Origin of the sequence: Pseudomonas sp. IzPS59, assembly GCF_014863505.1 — a bacterium.
Taxonomy (GTDB): domain Bacteria; phylum Pseudomonadota; class Gammaproteobacteria; order Pseudomonadales; family Pseudomonadaceae; genus Aquipseudomonas; species Aquipseudomonas kribbensis.
Window position 1 is genome coordinate 288,417 of record NZ_CP062251.1, and the last position, 21,764, is coordinate 310,180.

17 protein-coding genes are annotated in these 21,764 nt (G+C 62.5%); 7 read left to right on the forward strand and 10 right to left on the reverse strand.

What is annotated here, in order from left to right; all coding sequences use genetic code 11:
• Positions 1 to 102 precede the first annotated feature (102 nt).
• A complete protein-coding gene (locus tag IF189_RS01250) occupies positions 103 to 1,095 on the reverse strand; it encodes a D-cysteine desulfhydrase (RefSeq protein ID WP_134825130.1) in 993 nt (330 codons plus the stop codon).
• A 190-nt stretch (positions 1,096 to 1,285) separates the two neighbouring features.
• Here IF189_RS01250 and epsC point away from each other — a divergent pair, with 190 nt between their 5' ends.
• Both epsC and betT read left to right on the forward strand, forming a co-directional pair.
• Positions 1,286 to 2,212: a serine O-acetyltransferase EpsC gene (epsC, locus tag IF189_RS01255; RefSeq protein WP_192552705.1), complete on the forward strand. Its 927-nt coding sequence runs from the start codon at positions 1,286 to 1,288 to the stop codon at positions 2,210 to 2,212.
• Between the two features lie 288 nt (positions 2,213 to 2,500).
• Positions 2,501 to 4,462: a choline transporter BetT gene (betT, locus tag IF189_RS01260; RefSeq protein WP_167443790.1), complete on the forward strand. Its 1,962-nt coding sequence runs from the start codon at positions 2,501 to 2,503 to the stop codon at positions 4,460 to 4,462.
• 24 nt (positions 4,463 to 4,486) lie between these two features.
• On the opposite strand, the gene IF189_RS01265 is transcribed toward betT, so the two are convergent.
• Together IF189_RS01265 and IF189_RS01270 are read right to left on the reverse strand one after the other, a co-directional pair.
• Positions 4,487 to 4,747, reverse strand: a complete 261-nt coding sequence (locus tag IF189_RS01265; RefSeq protein ID WP_114881008.1) for a hypothetical protein — start codon at positions 4,745 to 4,747, stop codon at positions 4,487 to 4,489.
• Positions 4,748 to 4,811: 64 nt separating this feature from the next.
• Positions 4,812 to 5,849, reverse strand: coding sequence for a LacI family DNA-binding transcriptional regulator (locus tag IF189_RS01270; RefSeq protein WP_134825131.1), 1,038 nt, complete (start codon positions 5,847 to 5,849; stop codon positions 4,812 to 4,814).
• A 206-nt stretch (positions 5,850 to 6,055) separates the two neighbouring features.
• Here IF189_RS01270 and IF189_RS01275 point away from each other — a divergent pair, with 206 nt between their 5' ends.
• From IF189_RS01275 to mgrA, 3 genes are read left to right on the forward strand one after another with little or no spacing between them, the layout of a single operon-like run.
• A complete protein-coding gene (locus IF189_RS01275; protein ID WP_192552706.1) occupies positions 6,056 to 8,281 on the forward strand; it encodes a TonB-dependent receptor in 2,226 nt (741 codons plus the stop codon).
• A gap of 1 nt (position 8,282) precedes the next feature.
• The gene (locus IF189_RS01280; protein ID WP_192552707.1) at positions 8,283 to 9,602 is read left to right on the forward strand and encodes an LLM class flavin-dependent oxidoreductase; all 1,320 of its coding nucleotides are present in this window, start codon (positions 8,283 to 8,285) and stop codon (positions 9,600 to 9,602) included.
• Positions 9,603 to 9,641: 39 nt separating this feature from the next.
• The gene (gene mgrA, locus IF189_RS01285; protein ID WP_192552708.1) at positions 9,642 to 10,679 is read left to right on the forward strand and encodes an L-glyceraldehyde 3-phosphate reductase; all 1,038 of its coding nucleotides are present in this window, start codon (positions 9,642 to 9,644) and stop codon (positions 10,677 to 10,679) included.
• Positions 10,680 to 10,725: 46 nt separating this feature from the next.
• Here mgrA and tauD read toward each other — a convergent pair whose 3' ends face one another.
• From tauD to IF189_RS01320, 7 genes are all read right to left on the reverse strand, one after another.
• Positions 10,726 to 11,568: a taurine dioxygenase gene (gene tauD / locus IF189_RS01290; protein WP_134825135.1), complete on the reverse strand. Its 843-nt coding sequence runs from the start codon at positions 11,566 to 11,568 to the stop codon at positions 10,726 to 10,728.
• Positions 11,569 to 11,625: 57 nt separating this feature from the next.
• Positions 11,626 to 12,465 (reverse strand): taurine ABC transporter permease TauC, encoded by an 840-nt coding sequence (gene tauC, locus IF189_RS01295; protein ID WP_064382739.1) that lies wholly within the window; start codon positions 12,463 to 12,465, stop codon positions 11,626 to 11,628.
• Positions 12,462 to 13,256: a taurine ABC transporter ATP-binding subunit gene (gene tauB, locus IF189_RS01300; RefSeq protein ID WP_134825136.1), complete on the reverse strand. Its 795-nt coding sequence runs from the start codon at positions 13,254 to 13,256 to the stop codon at positions 12,462 to 12,464. The genes tauC and tauB overlap by 4 nt, the downstream gene beginning before the upstream one ends.
• A 16-nt stretch (positions 13,257 to 13,272) precedes the next feature.
• The gene (tauA, locus tag IF189_RS01305) at positions 13,273 to 14,250 is read right to left on the reverse strand and encodes a taurine ABC transporter substrate-binding protein (RefSeq protein WP_114881015.1); all 978 of its coding nucleotides are present in this window, start codon (positions 14,248 to 14,250) and stop codon (positions 13,273 to 13,275) included.
• A gap of 351 nt (positions 14,251 to 14,601) precedes the next feature.
• The gene (gshA, locus tag IF189_RS01310) at positions 14,602 to 16,185 is read right to left on the reverse strand and encodes a glutamate--cysteine ligase (RefSeq protein WP_085712708.1); all 1,584 of its coding nucleotides are present in this window, start codon (positions 16,183 to 16,185) and stop codon (positions 14,602 to 14,604) included.
• 317 nt (positions 16,186 to 16,502) lie between these two features.
• On the reverse strand, positions 16,503 to 16,886 hold the full coding sequence (locus IF189_RS01315; protein WP_085712709.1) for a PaaI family thioesterase: 384 nt from the start codon (positions 16,884 to 16,886) through the stop codon (positions 16,503 to 16,505).
• Positions 16,886 to 19,210: a Tex family protein gene (locus IF189_RS01320; protein WP_134825138.1), complete on the reverse strand. Its 2,325-nt coding sequence runs from the start codon at positions 19,208 to 19,210 to the stop codon at positions 16,886 to 16,888. The genes IF189_RS01315 and IF189_RS01320 overlap by 1 nt, the downstream gene beginning before the upstream one ends.
• 360 nt (positions 19,211 to 19,570) lie before the next feature.
• On the opposite strand from IF189_RS01320, the gene ompR reads away from it, so the two are divergent.
• Both ompR and IF189_RS01330 read left to right on the forward strand, forming a co-directional pair.
• Positions 19,571 to 20,311 (forward strand): two-component system response regulator OmpR, encoded by a 741-nt coding sequence (gene ompR / locus IF189_RS01325; protein ID WP_007952694.1) that lies wholly within the window; start codon positions 19,571 to 19,573, stop codon positions 20,309 to 20,311.
• Positions 20,312 to 20,425: 114 nt separating this feature from the next.
• The gene (locus tag IF189_RS01330) at positions 20,426 to 21,739 is read left to right on the forward strand and encodes an ATP-binding protein (protein WP_085712711.1); all 1,314 of its coding nucleotides are present in this window, start codon (positions 20,426 to 20,428) and stop codon (positions 21,737 to 21,739) included.
• The last annotated feature ends 25 nt before the right edge of the window (positions 21,740 to 21,764 follow it).

The following is a 21,764-nucleotide window of genomic DNA, read 5'->3' on the forward strand; positions in this document are numbered from 1 at the left end:
TTCCGGTTGATCCCACCCGCTGCGCGGGAGGGCTTCAACGGACGGAAAGGGACGCGGAGCGTCCCGGCCGGCCTTCCCACGCCGAGCGTGGGAACGAGCGCATCAGAGAAAATCCTTGTAGGCAAACAACGCCGGGGCGCCGCCGGTGTGCAGGAAAATGATCGGGCCGTCGTCGAAACGCCCGCGCCCGATGCCGTCGAGCAACCCGGCCATGGCCTTGCCGGTGTAGACCGGATCGAGCAGCACCGCGTCCTGGCTGGCCAGCAGTTTCACCGCCGCCAGGGTTCCGGCATTCGGCTCGCCGTAGCGCGGGCCGAAGTATTCGTCCCACAACTCGACCTTGAAATTCTCCGGCAACGCGACACCCAACAGATCGGCGGTGCGTTCGGCCAGGCCCTGCACTTTAGGGCGTTGATCTTCTTCGCTGCGCGAAACCGTCACGCCGATCACCGGCAGTTGCGGCAGCACTTCGCTCAAGGCCAAAGCCAGGCCACTGTGTGTGCCGGCGCTGCCCGAGGCCAGGACCACGGCGGAAAATTGCAGGCCGGTGTCCTCGATCTGCTGTGCCAGTTCCAGACCGGCCCGTACATAACCCAGTGCGCCGATGGCGTTGGAGCCACCGATCGGCACCAGATACGGCTTCTTGCCGTTGCTGCGCAGGCGCACGGCGAGGGCGGCCAGTTGTTCGTCGGCGTTGTCGAGGTTGTCGACCAGCTCGACCTTGGTGTCGAACAGGTCCAGCAGCAGGCGGTTGCCGTTGCCGGTGTAGTTGGCGTCGTCGGTGCCCAGTGGATTTTCCAGCAGGGCCACGCAGCCCAGGCCCAGTTTCGCGGCCAGCGCAGCGGTCTGGCGGACGTGGTTCGATTGCAGTGCGCCAGCCGTGATCAGGGTGTCCGCGCCTTGGGCGAGGGCATCGGCGGCGAGGTATTCGAGCTTGCGTAATTTGTTGCCGCCCATGGCCAGCGGCGTCAGGTCATCGCGCTTGATGTAGACATCGCGGCCGAGCCAGGTGGACAGGCGTTCGAGTTTTTCCAGTGGGGTCGGTTGGCCGAGCAGGTCGAGGCGGTTGAAGCGGTCCAGCTGTTGTTTGATCATGAGTCCGTACTGATGCAAGGGGATGTCAGGACTATAGGCACGCCGATTTACCGGGGCAACCGCCAATCGCTTATAGCCAAATGTGCTTAGCCCAGCACTATCGGTTCTTAATTCGCCTCCGGGACGTTGCCGTAAAGTAGTGGCCGTTGACGCGGCCAGACAGTCCGGCCGCCCGTGAGGAGTCTTTACCGTGAGCGAGCGTTCCAGCCATTGGCAATTGCAGACCATCGTCAGCCAGCTGCGTACCGCGCGGGATCAGTGGCGTGCGCAAAATGGCCGCGCCAGCGGCGAGCAGGGCGGGCGCGAGTTGCCGTCCCGTGATGCGATGGCGCAGATTCTCGAAGCCCTGTGCGGCGCGTTGTTCCCGATGCGTCTGGGGCCGGTGGATCTGCGTGAAGAGAGCGAAGATTTTTACGTCGGTCACACCCTTGATGTTGCGCTGAATGCATTGCTGACCCAGGCACGACTCGAACTGCGTTACGTCGCCCGCCACAGCGCCCGGGATGACAGCGAAGTCGAGGCGCAGGCCATCCGGATCATTCAGGATTTCGCTCTGGCGCTGCCAGGCCTGCGCAGTCTGCTCGACACCGACGTGCTGGCCGCCTACCACGGCGACCCGGCGGCGCGCAGCGTCGATGAAGTGCTGCTGTGCTATCCGGGGATTCTGGCGGTGATCCACCATCGTCTCGCGCACCATTTGTATCGCGCAGGCTTGCCGCTGCTGGCGCGGATCAGTTCGGAAATCGCCCACTCGGCGACCGGCATCGATATTCACCCGGGCGCACAGATCGGCCGCAGTTTCTTCATCGACCACGGGACTGGCGTGGTGATCGGCGAGACCGCGATCATCGGCGAGCGCGTCAGGATCTACCAGGCAGTGACCTTGGGCGCCAAACGTTTCCCGGCGGACGAGGACGGCCAGTTGCAGAAGGGCCATCCGCGGCATCCGATTGTCGAGGACGATGTGGTGATTTACGCCGGGGCGACGATTCTCGGGCGGATCACCATCGGCAAGGGCTCGACCATCGGCGGCAACGTGTGGCTGACCCGCAGCGTGCCGGCCGGGTGCAACCTGACCCAGGCCAACCTGCAGCATGATGACGGGACGCAGAAGTAATTTTCCTGTCCGATCGTTCCCGCGCAAGGCGGGAACGATCACCCTCGCCACAGCGTCATATCCCTCCCTGAGCCAGCGTACGAAAGCGACCGCTGAGCCCTGCGATTAGTCCTGAGCGTGCTATCCATGTTTAACTTGAACGTTCATTCAAGTTAAACCGGTAGCTCGCTGCCCGCTCACAACAGGAGGCTTGCCTTTGCTGAGTCCGATCATTTCAGCCATTTTCCAACCCCTTGAGGTGCACCGTTCATGAGTGCATCGTCCACCCCCGCCAGCGGTCTGGTACGCATGAATCCGCCGGTGTTCTGGTTCGCCGCAACGGTGATCCTGCTGTTCGGCCTGACCGTTATCGCCATGCCGGAACAGGCCGGTGCCTGGCTGCTTGAAGCGCAAAACTGGGCGGCCAATACGGTCGGCTGGTACTACATGCTCGCGATGACCCTGTATCTGGTCTTCGTGGTGGTCACCGCGTTATCGGGCTACGGCAAGATCAAACTCGGTGCCGACCACGACGAACCCGAATTCAGTTACCTGTCCTGGGCCGGCATGCTCTTCGCCGCCGGGATCAGCATCACGCTGTTTTTCTTCTGTGTGTCCGAACCACTGACCCACATGCTCCAGCCGCCACAAGGCGAGGCCGGTACGGCGGAGGCGGCGCGTCAGGCGATGCAGATCCTGTTTTTGCACTGGGGCCTGCACGGCTGGGGCGTGTTCGCCTTTGTCGGCATGGCGCTGGCGTATTTCGCCTATCGGCACAACCTGCCGTTGGCCCTGCGTTCGGCGCTGTACCCGCTGATCGGCAAACGCATCAACGGGCCCATCGGCTACGCGGTGGATGGCTTCGGCATCATCGCCACGGTGTTCGGCCTCGGTGCGGACATGGGCTTCGGCGTGCTCCATCTCAACTCCGGTCTGGACTACCTGTTCGGCATCGCCCACACCCAGTGGATTCAGGTCGGCCTGATCACGCTGATGATGGGCGCGGCGATCATCGTCGCCGTCTCCGGTGTGGATAAGGGCGTGAGGGTCATGTCCGACATCAACATGCTGCTGGCCTGTGCGCTGCTGCTGTTCGTGTTGTTCGCCGGCCCCACCCAGCACTTGCTCAACACCCTGATCCAGAACCTCGGCGACTACCTCGGCGCCTTGCCGACGAAGAGTTTCGACCTCTACGCCTACGACAAACCGAGCGACTGGCTCGGCGGCTGGACGGTGTTCTACTGGGCCTGGTGGATTGCATGGTCGCCGTTCGTGGGCCTGTTCATCGCACGGATTTCCCGTGGCCGGACCATCCGCGAATTCGTCTTCGGCGTATTGTTGATCCCGCTTGGTTTCACCCTGGCGTGGATGTCGATTTTCGGCAACAGCGCCATCGATCAGGTACTCAACCACGGCATGTCGGCACTGGGCATGTCGGCCCTCGACAACCCGTCGATGACCCTTTACCTGCTGCTGGAAACCTACCCGTGGAGCAAGACTGTCATCGCGGTGACGGTGTTTATCAGCTTCGTGTTCTTCGTCACCTCCGCCGACTCGGGCACCGTGGTGCTCTCGACCCTGTCGGCCAAGGGCGGCAACCCGGATGAAGACGGGCCGAAATGGCTGCGGGTGTTCTGGGGCGCGATGACTGCGCTGATCACCAGTGCGCTGCTGTTCTCCGGCAGTATCGATGCGCTGAAGTCAGCGGTGGTGCTGACCTCGCTGCCGTTCTCGCTGATTCTGCTGCTGATGATGTGGGGGCTGCACAAGGCGTTCTATCTGGAATCGCAGAAGCAGATCGCGCAACTGCATTCGCTGGCGCCGGTGTCCGGCTCACGGCGTGGCAAGGGCGGCTGGCGCCAGCGCCTGAGCCAGGCTGTGCACTTCCCGTCGCGGGACGAGGTGTACCGCTTCATGGACACCACGGTGAAACCGGCCATCGAAGAAGTGACGGCGGTGTTCGTCGAAAAAGGTTTGAACGTGGTCACCCAACCGGATCCGGCCCATGACAGCGTCAGCCTGGAAATCGGTCACGGCGAGCTGCACCCGTTCATCTACCAGGTGCAGATGCGCGGTTACTTCACGCCGTCGTTCGCCCGTGGCGGCATGGGCTCGAAGCAGCTCAACAACCGCCGCTACTATCGCGCCGAAGTGCATCTGAGCGAGGGCAGTCAGGACTACGATCTGGTCGGTTACACCAAAGAGCAGATCATCAACGACATCCTCGACCAGTACGAACGGCACATGCAGTTCCTGCATCTGGTGCGTTGATCGGAGCAGGGCGCCGGGACGGTTTCAGGTCTCGGCGCTCAGCACCATGAACAACACCATCGCTGCGATCGGCACGCCAAATACGGCGCTGCCAATCGCAATCTCCGACCCCAGCGGCTGCCCGGCGTGCACCACGCCGACCGCACCATTGATCACCGTCAACGCCAGCCACAACGCCGCGAAACCGTAGGCCATGGTCTGGCGACTGAAGCCGATGCGCTCGCCGATGTAGAGCATCAGCGCCAGGAGGATCAGGCCGAAGAAGATGATGATTGCGGTGTGCATGGTCGCCCCTGCAGGATGTGCGGTATCACCTAGAGCATAGCCAACTCAGCTATTGCCGTGCTCGTCAGGTACTTTCCCGTTCAATCACCATGCACTGCAGCAGATTAAGTCGCTGCACTTCATCGCTCGGCAGCACGCCCAAACTTTCCAGCACCCGCGTCGCCGCCAGTACGCCGATCTCTAGCGCCGGCGGTTTGATGGTGCTCAGGCTCGGCAGCAGCATCTCGGCGAACGGGTAGTCGCCGAAGCCGAGGACGGCGCAGTCGTCGGGGATCTTGAGGCCGGCGCGTTGCCCGGCGAGCAGGCCGCCGGCGGCGAGGTTGTCGTTGGCGAAGAGGATGGCGTCCGGACGCGGTGAGGCGTTCATCAGTGCTTCCATTGCTTGCTTGCCGGCCTCGAACGGGGCGCGATCGGCGTCTGGTGCGAACACCCACGGTTCCAGACCCAACTCACGAACGGTCGCGGTGTAACCGTCGCGGCGCTCCAGCGCACTGAAGTCGCCGGACGCGCTGTTCTGCACAAACGCAATCCGCCGATAGCCCTTGCCGTGCAGATAACGGGCGGCGCTGACCCCCACTTCAAAGTGCGAAAAGCCGATCTGCATCGGCTCGCGATCCGGCTGGTAATCCCAGGTTTCGATCACCGGAATATCCGCTTCGGCGAGCATCTTTTCCGTGCCCGCGCTATGGAAGTGACTGGTCACCACCAGCGCTGCCGGCGACCAGCCGAGGAATGCCCGCACCGCGTTTTCTTCCTGTTCAGTGCTGAAGTAACTCGAGGCCAGAAGTAGTTGGTAGCCGTGACGGCTGAGGGTGTCGCTGAAGCCCTGAATGGTGTTGGCGAAGATCGGCCCGGAGATGTTCGGGATCACCATGCCGACGATTTTCCCCCGCGCCGAGGCGAGTCCCCCGGCCACCAGATTCGGTACATAACCCAACTCCGCGACCACCGCCGCAATCCGCTCGCGGCGTTCGGGCGAGACCTGTTCCGGCTGGTTGAAGTAGCGCGACACGGTGATCGCCGAAACACTGGCCTGGCGCGCCACTGCGTTGAGGGTCACGCGACCGGCGCCACGGCGTTTGCGGGGCTTTTCTTCGCTCAAGGCTCGATCCTTCTTAAAAACCAAAACGCATATAAAAGTAATTTTTCAGTATTGGACGCTCTATGCCGGGCTTGCCAATACTAGCGATGTTAGCGCTAACAAAGCGCATTGTCTGCTACTCGCTCGAGCGAATGCCCAAGACACGGAGACAGGCGCTGTCGTCGCAGAACGGCAGCGGTTCAGGGCAACTTTTCGAGCGGGCAAACATGCACAACATTCCTGGGGCGATACACAAACTGGCGCAATCGATCCGCGCTGCGGGCTGGCTGCTCACCGGGCTGGCCGCGCTGCCGCTGCCCGCCGCGTTCGCCGCCGACAGCAGCGAGCAGGAGCCGACACTCAAGTCCGTCACGGTCACCGCCACCCGCCGCGAAGAGTCGCTGCAAAAGGTCCCGGTGGCGGTGTCGGTGATCGACGGCGAGCAACTGGAGCGCGATAACCGCAACAGCGTGGCGAGCATCGTCCAGCAAGTGCCGTCGCTGAATTTCCGCACCGGCGCATCGAACAAGGACACCTCGTTGTTCGTGCGTGGCGTGGGGACGATTTCCACTTCGCCGGGCGTCGAGCCGACCGTTGCCACGGTGATCGATGGCGTGGTCTACGCCCGTCCCGGTCAGTCGACTCTGGATCTGCTGGATCTGGAACGCGTCGAAGTTCTGCGCGGCCCGCAAGGCACGCTGTTCGGCAAGAACGCCTCGGCCGGCGTGTTGAACATCACCAGCAAGGCACCGACCGCCGAGACCCACGGTTACATCGATCAGTCGTACTACAGCGGCAACGAAAGCCGCACCCGTTTCGGCATCGGCGGCAGCCTGATTCCGGACACACTCAAGGGCTCGATCAGCACTCTTTTCGGTCCTTACGACGGCAACGTCGACAACAAGCACAACGGCCAGGAGGTCAACGGCTACAACCATCGCGGCGTACGCGGCAAACTGGAATTCACCCCGAACGACGACGTCACTTTCACCCTGATCGCCGACTACATGCAGTCCCACGATGACGGCCCCAATGGCGTCGTCACCAAGTCGCTGACCCCGGCGTTCACCAATGCACTGAGCCCGGTCAGCGCCACCAGTCACAACCGCGATATCAACACCGACACCCGCACCCACGTCGAAGACACCAACAAGGGCCTGTCCGGCCAGCTCGACTGGCAACTCGGCGATTACACCTTGACGTCGATCACCGCGTGGCGCGGCTGGGACAACACCCAGTATCAGGACGGCGACCGTCTCGGCACGGTAACGGCGGCGTTCCCCAGCACGGCGGACAAGGGTGACCTGGCCTTCGACCAATACTCACAGGAGCTGCGTCTGGCCTCGCCGAAAGGCGGGTTCCTCGAATACGTCGGCGGCCTGTTCTACATGCACGGCAAGGATGACGAGACCTATCAGCGCACGCTGACCACCACCACGCGGACTGACCGTGGGGTCGCCGACTACAGCACCACCAGCGACAGCTACGCGGTGTTCGGCGAAAGCACGCTGAACTTCACTTCGGACTTCCGTGGCATCGCCGGCCTGCGCTACACCCACGACGATCTGGAATACGATCACCGTCGCGTTTCCACTTCCGCCACCACTGTCAGCGGCATTCAACCAGCCACCCGCAGTTCCGGTTCGGTGGACGAGGACGGCTGGTCCGGCCGGCTCGGCTTGCAGTACGACCTGAGCGATACCGTCACCACTTATCTCACCTATTCGCGCGGCTACAAAGGTCCGGCCTACAACGTGTTCTTCAACATGCAGCCGCGCGATACCGAAGCGCTGAAACCGGAAACCTCCAACACCTGGGAGGCGGGGATCAAAGCCTCGGCCTGGAACAATCGCCTGACCACCAACCTCGCGGTTTTCCACAGCGACTACGACAACTATCAGGCGAACTTTTTCGACACCGTCGCCGGCCAAGTGGTGACGCGCCTGATCAATGCCGGCAGCGTCAGCACCGAGGGCGTGGAACTTGATTACGCCCTGCAGGCGACCCAGCAACTGAAGTTCTCCGGCGCATTGGCCTACACCCGCGCCCGCATCGATCAGTTCGCCTGCCCGGCGGGCGCGGCGGCGTCGTGCAACGTCAACGGCAAGCCGCTGCCGTTCAGCCCGGACTGGAAAAGCTACGTGCGCGCCGACTACACCATCCCGCTGGAAAACGGTCTGGATATCGAACTCGGCACCGACTACAGCTGGCAGGGCGAAGTGCAGTACGACATCAGCCAGAACGCTGACACCAAACAGGGCGCCTACGGTCTCTGGAACGCCAGTGTGGCCCTGGCCGATTACACCAACGGCTGGCGCGTGGCGTTGCTGGGCAAGAACCTCACCGACAAGTCGTATTCGCCATTGCTCGCCAGCGGTGGCAACTACATCTACCGCGCCGTGCCTCGCGACGACGAGCGCTACTTCGGCGTGCAACTGCGCAAGGACTTCTGAGATGAGCAGACAGCTGAAACTCGGTGCATTCCTCATGGCCACCGGGCACCACGTCGCCGCGTGGCGTCATCCGGACGTGCCGGCCAACGCCGGGCTGGATTTCGCCCACTACAAACGTCTGGCGCAGGTTGCCGAGGCGGCGAAGTTCGATACGTTGTTTGTCGCCGACAGTGTCGCCGCACCGACTCACGACATCGCCAGCCGCATGGCCCGTTCGGATCACTTCGAACCGCTGACCTTGCTCTCGGCCTTGAGTGCCGTAACCGAACACATCGGCCTGATCGCCACCGCCACCACCAGCTACAACGAGCCGTACCACGTGGCGCGTAAATTCGCGTCCCTCGATCACCTGTCGGGCGGACGCGCGGGGTGGAATCTGGTGACCTCGGACAACGCCGCCGAAGCGCAGAATTTCGGCCGCGATGAACACATCGGCCACGCCGAACGCTACAGCCGCGCCCGGGAATTTCACCAAGTGGTGACCGGGCTCTGGGACAGTTGGCAGGACGACGCCTTCCTCCGCGACAAGGCCAGCGGCGCGTATTACGACCCGGAAAAACTGCACGTGCTGAATCACGTCGGCGAGCACTTCAAGGTCAAAGGCCCGCTGAATGTCGCGCGTTCGCCACAGGGTCAGCCGGTGATCGTGCAGGCCGGCTCGTCGGAAGCCGGGCGTGAACTGGCGGCGCAAACGGCCGAAGTAGTGTTCACCGCGCAGACCTCGCTGGCGAGCGCCCAGGCGTTCTACGCCGACCTCAAGGGCCGCTTGCCGAAGTACGGGCGCAGCGCCGATTCGCTGAAAATCATGCCCGGCGTGTTTGTCGTGGTCGGGCAGACAGAAGCCGAAGCGCAGGAAAAATATGAAACGTTTCAGCAATTGGTCGAACCCGAGGTTGGCGTCGCCCTGCTTGGGCGTATGCTGGGCAACTTCGATCTGTCGAAGTACCCGCTGGACGGGCCGCTGCCGGAATTGCCGCTGACTGAAAGCGGCCAGCAGAGCCGGCAGAAGCTGCTGACCGAACTGGCTGGCCGCGAGCATCTGACCCTGGCCGAACTGGGCCGGCGAATCGCTGGCGGTCGCGGGCATTACAGCGTTGTCGGTACGCCGGCGCAGATAGCCGATCGTTTGCAGGAATGGTTCGAGCAAGGCGCGGCGGACGGCTTCAACGTGCTGGTGCCGCACCTGCCCGGCGGGCTCGAAGACTTCGCCAATGGCGTGGTCCCGGAACTGCAGCGGCGTGGGCTGTTCAGAACCGGATACGAGGGCCGGACCTTGCGCCAGAACCTTGGCCTTGCCCGGCCCGGCAATCGCTTTGCGTAGCAATCGACACCCATTTCAAGACCGACAAGAGAGGATTCGATGACTTACACCGCTGCCGAAAACCGCTATGACTCCATTCCTTACCGCCGCGTCGGACGCAGCGGTCTGGTGTTGCCGGCGCTGTCTCTGGGCCTGTGGCACAACTTCGGCGACAGCACGCCGATCGACACTCAGCGCTCGTTGCTGCGCACCGCGTTCGACCTGGGCATCAACCACTTCGACCTGGCCAACAACTACGGCCCGCCCTACGGCAGCGCCGAGACCAATTTCGGCCGACTGCTGCGCGAAGACTTCAAGCAGTACCGTGATGAACTGATCATCTCCAGTAAGGCCGGCTGGGACATGTGGCCCGGCCCTTACGGCCAGGGCGGCGGCTCGCGCAAATACGTGCTGGCCAGCCTCGACCAGAGCCTGCAACGCCTGGGCCTGGACTATGTGGATATCTTCTATTCACACCGATTCGACCCTGACACCCCACTGGAAGAAACCGCCAGCGCCCTCGCCACTGCGGTGCAGCAGGGCAAGGCGCTGTACATCGGCATCTCGTCGTACTCCGGGGTAAAAACCCGCGAAATCGCCGCGCTGCTCAAAGAGTGGAAAGTGCCGCTGTTGATTCACCAACCGGCCTACAACCTGCTCAACCGTTGGGTGGAAAAGGACCTGCTCGACACCACCGACGAACTCGGCACCGGCGTGATTGCGTTCACCCCGCTGGCGCAGGGTCTGCTGACCGACAAATACCTCAACGGCGTGCCGGCGGATGCGCGGGTCAATCGTCCGGGCGGTGGATCGTTGCAGGCTTCGCATTTGTCCGAGGCGAACATTGCTCATGTACGAGCGCTGAACGAGATCGCCAAGCGTCGCGGGCAGAGTCTGGCGCAACTGGCATTGGCGTGGACGCTGCGGGATCCGCGAGTGACTTCGGCGCTGATCGGCGCGAGCCGGCCGGAGCAGATTGTCGAGAACGTTGGGGCGTTGGAGAATTTGAGTTTCAGTGCGGAAGAGTTGGCGGAGATTGACCGGTTTGCCCAGGAGGGCGGGATCAATCTTTGGGAGAAGCCTTCGACGGCGGAGTAGCTACACGCTGATCGTTCCCACGCAGAGCGTGGGAACGATCAGTTGTTCAACGAAAAAACGGCACATCCCCCAACACCGTAGCCCGTTGCATCACCCTCCGCGCCGGTCGGTAATCATCCACCGCGTAATGCTGCGTCACGCGGTTGTCCCAGAACGCGATGTCATCCTTCTGCCAACGCCAGCGAATGGTGAATTCCGGCCGTGTTGCGTGGGCGAACAAGAATTTCAGCACCGCTTCACTCTCGGTCTCCGACAGCTCATTGATCTTCGACGTGAAGCCTTCGTTGACGAACAGCGAACGCCGCCCGCTCACCGGGTGCGTGCGGATCACCGGGTGCGACAGCGGTGGATTCTTGCGCCGCGCCTCTTCCCACTGTGCCAGTGCCTCCGGCGTGTTGCCGTAACGCTCCAGCGGAAACGAGCGGGTGAAGTCGTGAGTCGCGGTCAGCCCTTCGAGCATCGCCTTCATCGGCGCCGACAACGCTTCATAGGCGGCAATCCCGCTGGCCCACAACGTGTCGCCACCGAACTCCGGCAACAGCTTGGCGCTGAGCACCGCCCCCATGGCCGGGGTCGGCAGGAAGGTCACGTCGGTGTGCCAGATCGCGTTGTCGCGCACGTCGGTGACGGCGGTGTCGAGGATCAGAACCTCCGGTTGCTCAGGCACATTCGGGTAGATCGGGTGAATGTGCAGGTCGCCGAAATAGTGGGCGAAGCGCGCCTGTTGCGACGGCTCGATCGGCTGATTGCGGAAGAACAGCACCTGGTATTTGAGCAGCGCCTGCTCGATGGCGTCGCGTTGTTCCAGGTTCAGCGGCTGGCTGATGTCGACGCCGCTGATCTGTGCGCCGAGGGCCGAGCTTAACGGGGTGATGTTCAGGCTGCTCATGGTGGTTCTCTTCAATTCCGGGGCCCCGAAACTGTCGGGGTAGTCAGTGCTGAAAAATCAGTGGGCCTGGCCGTGCCACGGCACCAGTTTGCGTTGCAGGGCACGCAGGCCCATTTCCATGGCGAAGGCGATCAGGGCGATGACCAGAATCCCCAGCACCACCACATCGGTGACCAGGAATTGCGCGGCCGACTGCACCATGAAGCCCAGGCCGCTGGTGGCCGCGATCAATTCGGCGGCGACCAGCGTCGACCAGCCGACACCCAGACCAATGCGCACACCGGTCAGAATGTCCGGCAGGGCGCTGGGCAAAATCACGTGGCGAATCAGTTGTGCGCGAGTCGCCCCCAGCGATTGCGCAGCGCGCAATTTGGCCGGGTCGACAGTGCGCACGCCGGTGGCGGTGGCAATCGCGATCGGGGCGAAAATCGCCAGGTAGATCAGCAGCACTTTCGACAGTTCGCCGATACCGCACCAGATCACGATCAGCGGCAGATAGGCGAGCGGCGGAATCGGCCGGTAGAACTCGATCAGCGGATCCAGCACGCCACGGGCGATGCGGTTGGCACCGATGGCGATGCCCACCGGAACGGCGGTCAGAATTGCAAAACCGAGTCCCAAGCCGATGCGGCTCAGACTCGCACCCAGGTGCTGCCACAACGTCGAATCCATGTAGCCCGTGGTCGCCAGCAACCAGCCTTTTTGCAGCACGGCGGATGGTGGCGGCAGGAACAGCGGTTCGATCAGACCGGTGGCGGTCACTGCCCACCAGATCACCAGCAACGCGAACAGAGTCAGCAGGCTGATCCAGCGGGTGCTGAGGCTGCGGCGCACGGGAATCACCACCGAGGTGGCGGCGGGTTTCACTGCGGTGGCGGAAACGTCGTAACTGCTCATGCGCGCTCCTGCCGTTGAACGGCGCTGCGTTGCGAGAACACTTTGGCGAGCACGTGTTCGCGGGTTTCGATGAAGCGCGGATCGGACTTGATCGCCCGCGCCGATTCACCGGCGGCGTAACGTTTGCCGAAATCCAGGTGTAGGCGCTCGACGATCTGCCCCGGATTCGGTGCCAGCAGAATCAGGTCGGTGGCGAGGAACACCGCTTCTTCAATGTCGTGGGTAATCAGGAACACCGGTTTGGCGGTGCGTTGCCAGACTTGCAGCAACAGCTCCTGCATCTGTTCGCGGGTGAAGGCGTCAAGGGCGCCGAAGGGCTCGTCCATCAGCAGCACGCGGGGGTCGGCTGCGAGGGCGCGGGCCAGGCCGACACGTTGCTTCTGGCCACCGGAGAGCTGCCAGATGCGACGCTTTTCAAAACCGGAGAGATCGACCAGCGCGAGCATTTCCCGGGCGATCTGTTCGCGTTTGTCCTTGGCCACACCGGCCAGTTCAAGGCCGAAGGCGACGTTGGCCAGCACATCCTGCCAGGGCAGCAGGGCGTCGTCCTGGAACACCACGCCGCGCTCGGCGCTCGGGCCTTTGACCGGCACACCGTCTAGGGTAATGCGCCCGGCGCTCGGTTCGACGAAACCGGCAATCAGGTTCAACAGCGAAGTCTTGCCACTGCCGGACGGGCCGAGGGCCACCAGCAATTGCTGAGGGCCGAGGGTCAGGGAAATGTCCGACAGTACCGGTTCCGGGCTGCCGGGATACTGTGCGCTGATGCGCTCCAGCTGTAGCAAGGCCATCGCAGTTAACTCCCGATCAGTTGGTGATGTACTTGGGGGTGACGTACGGCGCGTAGTCCGGTAGTACCGCTTCTACCTTGCCTTGCTCCTTGAGGAACGCGGCGGTGTCGGTGATGGCTTTGGTGGTCGGCGCGCCGAGGTCACTGACCTGATCCGCCGCCAGCGGGTAGACGTTGCCTTGCAGCAGCAATGGAATGTCACTGGCCTTGGCGCCGGACAGTTTCACCAGTTTGTCGACGTTGCTCTGGTTGGCGATCCAGGCTTTCGGATCCTTGCGGTAGTCGGCGTAGGCGTCGAGGGTGACCTTGGCGAACGCGGTGACGATTTCCGGGTGCTTCTCGGCGAAGTCTTTACGCACGATCCACGCATCGAAAGTCGGTGCACCGAACTTGGCCAGTTCACCGGAAGTGATCAGCACTTTGCCGTTTTCCTTGGCCACACCCAGCGCCGGATCCCAGACGTAAGTAGCATCGATGTCACCGCGTTTCCACGCAGCAATGATCGCTGGCGGGGCGAGGTTGAGAACGGTGACTTTCGAAGGATCGATGTTCCAGTGCTTCAGCGCGGCCAGCAGGCTGTAGTGACCGGTGGACACGAACGGCACGGCGATTTTCTTGCCGACCAGATCCTGCGGCGTCTTGATGCCGGAGCCGTCGCGGGCGACCAGCGCTTCGGCGGCGCCGATCTGGGTGGCGATGAGGAAGGTTTCCACCGGGACTTTGCGGGTGACGGCTGCGGTCAGCGGGCTGGAACCGAGGTAGCCGATCTGCACGTCGCCGGAAGCGATGGCCGAGATGACGTCCGCGCCGTTGTCGAACTTGCGCCAGCTGATGTCGGCCTTGGTGGCTTTTTCATAGGCGCCGTCGGCCTGGGCAACTTTTGCCGGGTCGACGGTGGTCTGGTAGGCGACGGTGAGGTCGGCGGCCTGGGCCAGGAAACTCGCAGCAGCCAGAGAGGCCACGGCCAGCAGGCGAAGCGGGACATTCAGTTTCATTGAAGAGCTCCATATCAGGCGACCGAGGATCGGCGTGAAAGGAGACTAAATGATCTAAGAAACTAAAAATAAATAACTTTTTAGACTTAGCTTATGAGCGGAAAAATTTAAGGCTCGGAGGAATTGGGGGGCGTTTGAGTTTTGGGTATGGCTTGAGATTTTTTCCCCTCACCCCAACCCTCTCACCCAGGGGGGGGGGGGCGAGGGGGAAAGGGAGCCGATTGGGGGCTTTTCAAAATCGGAGTTCGACTTGGTATTTCAGGTCGATGCAGTTCGAGAGTACAACTCGGTCAGTCCCCTCTCCCTCGGGGAGAGGGTTAGGGTGAGGGGAAAAGATCCAAAGCCGAACGATCAGTTGCTGATCGCCAGAATGCTCGCCTGATACGACCCGACAAACACATCGAAATCGCCAACTTCGTTCTGCTCCAGCTCAGCCTGTTGCGCCAGCGACGACCGCGCCAGTTCTTCAAACTTCGCTTGCTCGTCAGCCGCCAACGGTTCGCTGCGGAAGAACTCGGCGTGGGCCTGGCTCTGGCGCAGGGAGAATTGCGCGAAGCTTTCCTTGTGCTCGGCCATGGCTGCCAGCACCTGGGCCGATGGCGTCAGGGACGAATCCTTGACCTTGGCCAGTTGCGCATCGAGGGCCTTGCTGTGAGCGTCGCCGCCGTGGCTCTGATCCAGCAGCGCGGCCAGCGGAGCAATTTTTTCCAGCAGCTCCGCCGCCCATTCCTTCATGTCGACCGGTTGACCGTCGCGCTGCAATTGCAGGCCCGGGCGGCGACCTTCCTTGACCACGCTGAGGAAGTTCGACGTGGCGTTGCCGCAGCTGATGTTGGTCAGCAGCGGGCTGTCGTTCAGCGCGCAGTACAGCAGGAACGCGTCGAGGAAGCGCGATTCGGTCAGATCGATGCCCATCGGCAGGAACGGATTGATGTCCAGGCAGCGCACTTCGACATACTGGATGCCACGGGCCATCAAGGCCTGGATCGGCCGCTCGCCGGTGTAGGTCACGCGTTTCGGGCGGATGTTGGAGTAGTACTCGTTTTCGATCTGCAGGATGTTGGTGTTCAGTTGCACCCACTCGCCATCCTGGTGCGTGCCGACTTCAACGTACGGCGCGTATGGCGTGGCCACAGCCTTGCGCAGGCTGTCGGTGTAGCTCGCCAGGTCGTTGTAGCACGGCGTCAGGCCGGCCTGGGCGTTGCTCTGGTAACCGAGGTCGCTCATGCGCAGGCTGGTGGCGTAAGGCAGGTACAGCGTGTCCGGATCCAGTTGTTCCAGCTGATGCGAACGACCGCGCAGGAACCCCGCGTCCAGCGCCGGCGAAGCACCGAACAGGTACATCAGCAGCCAGCTGTAGCGACGGAAGTTGCGGATCAGCGCGATATAGGACGACGACTGGAAATCCCGGTCGGTGCCGACGAAGCCTTCGGCTTCTTTCAGCAGCGGCCAGAGTTTTTCCGGCAGGGAGAAGTTGTAGTGAATCCCGGCGATGCACTGCATGGTCTTGCCGTAACGCAGGGCCAGGCCCTTGCGGTAGACGTACTTCAGCTGACCGATGTTGGAGGTGCCGTAATAGGCGATCGGGATGTCTTCCTCGGCCGGCAACGGGCACGGCATCGATGGACTCCACAGGTACTCGTTGCCGAGCTTGCTGTAGGCGAAGCGATGAATCTTGTCCAGGCTCGCCAGCGTGTCGGCCGGATCGGGCAGGGCAGGCGTGATGAATTCCAGCAGCGACTCGGAATAGTCGGTGGTGATCTGTTCGTTGGTCAGCGCGGAACCCAGGCTTTCGGGGTGCGGCGTTTGCGCCAGTCGACCCTCGCCGGTCACACGCAGGCATTCACGTTCGATGCCGTGCAGGCACTGTTCGAGCAGAGAGAGGTTGGCGCGCTCACCGAGCAGAGCCAGGCGGCGGTTGAGAAGTTCGCTCAATTTGGATTCCTTCACGCGTCAGTCGCCCCAATATGGGGGTGGGCAGGACGGTCTACAAGGGTGAAGTTGAAACTGGCGTTTTCGCCTGGTTTTTCGGGCTCTGAAGCCCCCGTTGAAACGCCAACTTCACTCCCTGAATCTGGCCGATGCACGCGAAGATTACGCAGTCCCTGTGGGAGCGGGCTTGCCCGCGAAGGCGTCGTGTCAGGCGACCTGATGCTGCCTGACACTCCCTCTTCGCGGGCAAGCCCGCTCCCACAGAAAAGCTCGACGCTGCGATCACAGCGCCGAAATTAACTCAAATCGATGACGAGTAGCTACAGGACAGCGAACGTGCCTTGCGCTTTTGCGACCAGTTTGTCGCCCTGCATCACGTCGGCTTCGACCACCAGCGTGCGCCGGCCCGGGTGGATCACCCGCGCCGTGCACATCACCTCGCCTTCGGAGACGGCGCGGATGTAGTTGATCTTGCACTCGATGGTCGCGCTCTGCTGGTCAAAGCCGTGGGTGCTGGAGCAGGCCAGCCCCATGGCGATATCGACCAGACTGAACAGCGCGCCGCCGTGCAGCTTGCCGCCGCGGTTGCGCAGTTCCGGTTCCAGCACCAGGGCGACTTGCGCCACCCCGGTTTCCAGGCTGTGCAGGCGGCAGCCCAACAGCTTGAAAAACGCGCTCTCGACGAGCCCGGCCGGAATCTCCATCAGCGTTTCTTCAACTGCTTGGCGTTGGCGAACAGCGACGCCATCGCGTTATTGGCTGGAGCCGCCGGAGTGCTTTCCTTGCGCGGAGCCGAACCCTGCGACTGGCGTGGCGCCGAGCCCGGACGCGAGCCACGGGCGCCGTCGATTTTCTCGCCCGGAGTGTCGCTCATGCGCATCGACAGGCCGACGCGTTTGCGCGGGATGTCGACTTCCATGACCTTCACTTTCACCACATCACCGGCCTTCACCGCTTCGCGCGGATCCTTGATGAACTTCTCCGACAGCGCCGAGATGTGTACCAGACCGTCCTGGTGCACGCCGATGTCAACGAATGCGCCGAACGCGGTCACGTTGGTCACCACGCCTTCGAGGATCATCCCCAGTTGCAGGTCCTTCAGGTCTTCGACGCCTTCCTGGAACTCGGCGGTCTTGAACTCCGGACGCGGATCGCGGCCCGGCTTTTCCAGTTCCTGGAGGATGTCGGTGACGGTTGGCAGGCCGAAGGTCTCGTCGGTGAACTTCTTCGGATCCAGACGCTTGAGGAACGAGGCGTCGCCGATCAGCGAGCGGATGTCGCGGTCGGTTTCAGCGGCGATGCGCTGCACCAGCGGATAGGCTTCCGGGTGAACGGCCGAAGAGTCCAGCGGGTTGTCGCCGTTCATCACGCGCAGGAAGCCGGCGGCCTGTTCGAAGGTTTTCTCGCCCAGACGTGCGACTTTCTTCAGCGCGGCACGGGTTTTGAACGCGCCGTGCTCGTCACGGTGAGTCACGATGTTCTGCGCCAGGGTCGCGTTGAGGCCGGAGATCCGCGCCAGCAGCGCCACGGACGCGGTGTTCACGTCCACGCCCACGGCGTTCACGCAGTCCTCGACCACAGCGTCCAGACCGCGCGCCAGTTTCAGCTGCGACACGTCGTGCTGGTACTGGCCGACACCGATGGATTTCGGATCGATCTTCACCAGCTCGGCCAGTGGATCCTGCAGACGGCGGGCAATCGAGACCGCGCCACGGATCGACACGTCGAGATCCGGGAATTCCTTGGCTGCCAGTTCCGATGCCGAATACACCGATGCGCCGGCTTCGGAGACCATGACCTTGGTCATTTTCATCGCTGGATATTTTTTGATCAGTTCAATGGCCAGCTTGTCGGTTTCACGGCTGGCGGTGCCGTTGCCGATGGCGATCAGATCGACCGAGTGCTTGGCGCACAGGGCGGCCAGGATGGCGATGGTCTGATCCCACTTGTTATGCGGCACGTGCGGGTAAACCGTGGCGTGATCCAGCAGCTTGCCGGTGGAGTCGACCACCGCGACCTTGCAGCCGGTGCGCAGGCCCGGGTCGAGGCCCAGAGTGGCGCGCGGGCCGGCCGGGGCGGCCAGCAGCAGGTCGTGCAGGTTGTGGGCGAAGACGTTGATCGCTTCGGTTTCGGCGCCGTCGCGCAGCTCGCCGAGCAGGTCGGTTTCCAGGTGGGTGTAGAGCTTGACCTTCCAGGTCCAGCGCACCACTTCACCCAGCCATTTGTCGGCCGGACGGTTCTGGTTCTGGATGCCGACGTGCTGGCCGATCATGCCTTCGCACGGGTGCAGGGTGCCCGGCAGTTCTTCGCCGACTTTCAGTGCAGAGCTGAGAATGCCTTCGTTGCGGCCACGGAAAATCGCCAGCGCGCGGTGCGACGGCATGCTTTTCAGTGGTTCGTCGTGTTCGAAGTAATCGCGGAACTTGGCGCCTTCCTCTTCCTTGCCGGCGATCACGCGGGCGCTGAGGGTGGCTTCCTGCTTCAAATAGTTGCGCAGTTTGTCCAGCAGGTTGGCGTCTTCGGCGAAGCGCTCCATGAGGATGTACTTGGCGCCTTCCAGGGCAGCCTTGGCGTCGGCCACGCCTTTTTCGGCGTCGATGAAGCGTGCGGCTTCGGTTTCCGGCGCCAGCGATGGGTTGTTGAACAGACCGTCGGCCAGCTCGCCGAGGCCGGCTTCCAGGGCGATCTGGCCCTTGGTGCGGCGCTTCTGCTTGTACGGCAGGTACAAGTCTTCGAGGCGGGTCTTGGTGTCGGCGAGTTTGATTTCGCGCTCCAGCTCAGGGGTGAGTTTGCCCTGCTCCTGGATGCTGGAAAGGATGCTGATGCGCCGTTCGTCGAGTTCTCGCAGGTAGCGCAGACGCTCTTCCAGATGACGCAGCTGAGTGTCATCGAGGCTGCCGGTCACTTCTTTCCGGTAACGGGCGATGAAGGGAACGGTAGAGCCTTCATCGAGTAGCGCGACGGCCGCTTCGACCTGTTGCGGGCGTACGCCGAGTTCCTCGGCGATGCGGCTGTTGATGCTGTCCATAAAACCACCTGACAAATTGTGAAAGCAGGCTCGCAGGCGCATAAATAAGGGCCCGGAGTCTGGTGGGGCGGCCTGACGCTTGCCGCTGCCTGGGTCAAAAGGCATCCCATTGACCCGTGAAATCGAACAATTACTGCGGCGCCCATGAAAATAAAGGACGGCCACCTGCGGTAACGATTCAGACGTTGCCTGGCACAAAAGGCCGCGCATTATAACCGGCGTTCTGTCATTCGGGGGCGACACGGTCTGTAGGCTCAAGCCCCGGTTTTCTGGCAGTGAAGGAAAAATCTGCTAACAATGCACACGGTGCGTATAACGGCAGCTACGCCATAATGCGCGCCGAGCTAAAAGGAGCATCCAATGAGCAGCACTGCACAAACTGCTGAAGGCGAAAAAATTCTTATTGTTGACGACGATCCGGGGCTGAGCAGCCTGCTGGAACGCTTCTTCGTCAGCAAGGGCTACCGTGCCCGCGCCGTACCGAACACCGAGCAGATGGATCGTCTGCTGTCCCGTGAAGTGTTCAACCTGGTCGTTCTCGACCTGATGCTGCCGGGCGAAGACGGCCTGACCGCTTGCCGTCGCCTGCGTGGCGCGAACAATCAGATCCCGATCATCATGCTCACTGCCAAGGGCGACGAGCTGAGCCGGATCAAGGGCCTGGAACTGGGCGCCGACGATTACCTGGCCAAGCCGTTCAACCCGGACGAGCTGATGGCCCGCGTCAAAGCCGTGCTGCGCCGTCAGGCCGCACCGGTGCCGGGCGCGCCGGGCAGCGAAGAAGAGAACGTCACGTTCGGCGACTACGTACTGTCCCTGGCCACCCGCGAACTCAAGCGCGGCGACGAAGTGCACATGCTCACCACCGGTGAGTTTGCGGTACTCAAGGCCCTGGTGATGAACGCCCGTCAGCCGCTGACCCGCGACAAGCTGATGAACCTGGCCCGTGGCCGGGAGTGGGATGCCCTGGAGCGTTCCATCGACGTGCAGATTTCCCGTCTGCGCCGGATGATCGAACCCGATCCGTCCAAGCCGCGCTACATCCAGACTGTCTGGGGCGTGGGTTATGTGTTCGTGCCGGATGGCAACTCCACCAAGTGACGGGTGATTTGTAGGAGCGGGTCTGCGGGAAACGGTCGAAAGTGCCGGCTCCGCAGACTCGTTATCCGCAATATGCGAGCATTGCTCGCTCCTGCAAGTGCGTAGCGGTTATCCATGAAAACCCCTGTCTGGTTCCCCCAAAGCTTCTTCTCCCGCACCCTGTGGCTGGTGCTCATCGTCGTATTGTTCTCCAAGGCACTGACTCTGGTTTATCTGTTGATGAACGAGGACGTGCTGGTGGATCGTCAATACAGCCATGGCGTCGCCCTGACGCTGCGTGCCTATTGGGCCGCCGATGAAGAAAACCGCGCGAAGATCGCCGATGCCGCGACCCTGATCCGGGTCGTGGGCGCCGGTGTGCCGGAAGGCGAACAGCACTGGCCGTACAGCGAAATCTACCAGCGGCAGATGCAGGCGGAACTGGGGGCGGACACCGAGGTTCGACTGCGCATGCATTCGCCACCGGCGTTGTGGGTGCGCGCGCCGAGCCTGGGTGACGGGTGGCTGAAAGTGCCGTTGTACCCGCATCCGTTGCGCGGCCAGAAAATCTGGAACGTGCTCGGCTGGTTCCTCGCCATTGGACTGCTCTCGACCGCGTCAGCATGGATCTTTGTCAGCCAGCTCAACCAGCCGTTGAAGCGTCTGGTGTATGCCGCGCGTCAACTCGGTCAGGGTCGCAGCGTGCGCCTGCCGATCAGCGATACACCCAGCGAAATGACCGAGGTTTATCGCGCCTTCAACCAGATGGCCGAGGACGTCGAGCAGGCTGGACGTGAACGAGAACTGATGCTCGCCGGGGTTTCCCACGACCTGCGTACACCGCTGACCCGATTGCGACTGTCGCTTGAACTGATGGGCGACCGCACCGACCTGACCGACGACATGGTGCGCGACATCGAAGACATGGACGCGATTCTCGACCAGTTCCTCGCGTTCATTCGCGATGGTCGGGACGAGTCCGTGGAAGAAGTGGACCTGAGCGATCTGGTGCGAGAAGTCGCGGCACCGTACAACCAGAGTGAAGAGAAAGTGCGTTTGCGTCTGGAGCCGATCCAGCCGTTCCCGCTGCGTCGGGTGTCGATGAAACGTCTGCTGAACAACCTGATCGGCAACGCGTTGAATCATGCCGGCGGTAGCGTGGACGTGGCGGCCTATGTGTCCGGCGACACCAGCGCACCGTACGTGGTGCTGAGCGTGATGGACCGTGGGGCGGGGATTGATCCTTCCGAGCTTGAAGCGATCTTCAACCCGTTCACCCGAGGCGACCGTGCGCGGGGCGGGAAGGGTACCGGACTGGGCCTGGCGATCGTGAAACGGATTGCTTCGATGCACGGTGGCAATGTCGAACTGCGCAACCGCTCCGGTGGCGGGCTGGAGGCGCGGGTGCGCTTGCCGCTGGGATTGATGTTGCCGCGAGACGCGGTTTAAGTTTCAGGCGGCCTGGCGGCCGCCT

Excerpts from the sequence above, each read along its gene's own strand:
- IF189_RS01315 (WP_085712709.1), bottom strand. The coding sequence starts at position 16,886 with ATGGAGATTCCGGCCGGGCTCGTCGAGAGCGCGTTTTTCAAGCTGTTG.
- IF189_RS01320 (WP_134825138.1), bottom strand. The coding sequence starts at position 19,210 with ATGGACAGCATCAACAGCCGCATCGCCGAGGAACTCGGCGTACGCCCG.
- IF189_RS01330 (WP_085712711.1), top strand. The coding sequence starts at position 20,426 with ATGAAAACCCCTGTCTGGTTCCCCCAAAGCTTCTTCTCCCGCACCCTG.
- tauB (WP_134825136.1), bottom strand. The coding sequence starts at position 13,256 with ATGGCCTTGCTACAGCTGGAGCGCATCAGCGCACAGTATCCCGGCAGC.
- tauC (WP_064382739.1), bottom strand. The coding sequence starts at position 12,465 with ATGAGCAGTTACGACGTTTCCGCCACCGCAGTGAAACCCGCCGCCACC.
- tauA (WP_114881015.1), bottom strand. The coding sequence starts at position 14,250 with ATGAAACTGAATGTCCCGCTTCGCCTGCTGGCCGTGGCCTCTCTGGCT.
- IF189_RS01280 (WP_192552707.1), top strand. The coding sequence starts at position 8,283 with ATGAGCAGACAGCTGAAACTCGGTGCATTCCTCATGGCCACCGGGCAC.
- betT (WP_167443790.1), top strand. The coding sequence starts at position 2,501 with ATGAATCCGCCGGTGTTCTGGTTCGCCGCAACGGTGATCCTGCTGTTC.
- ompR (WP_007952694.1), top strand. The coding sequence starts at position 19,571 with ATGAGCAGCACTGCACAAACTGCTGAAGGCGAAAAAATTCTTATTGTT.
- IF189_RS01265 (WP_114881008.1), bottom strand. The coding sequence starts at position 4,747 with ATGCACACCGCAATCATCATCTTCTTCGGCCTGATCCTCCTGGCGCTG.
- IF189_RS01250 (WP_134825130.1), bottom strand. The coding sequence starts at position 1,095 with ATGATCAAACAACAGCTGGACCGCTTCAACCGCCTCGACCTGCTCGGC.
- mgrA (WP_192552708.1), top strand. The coding sequence starts at position 9,642 with ATGACTTACACCGCTGCCGAAAACCGCTATGACTCCATTCCTTACCGC.
- IF189_RS01275 (WP_192552706.1), top strand. The coding sequence starts at position 6,056 with ATGCACAACATTCCTGGGGCGATACACAAACTGGCGCAATCGATCCGC.
- tauD (WP_134825135.1), bottom strand. The coding sequence starts at position 11,568 with ATGAGCAGCCTGAACATCACCCCGTTAAGCTCGGCCCTCGGCGCACAG.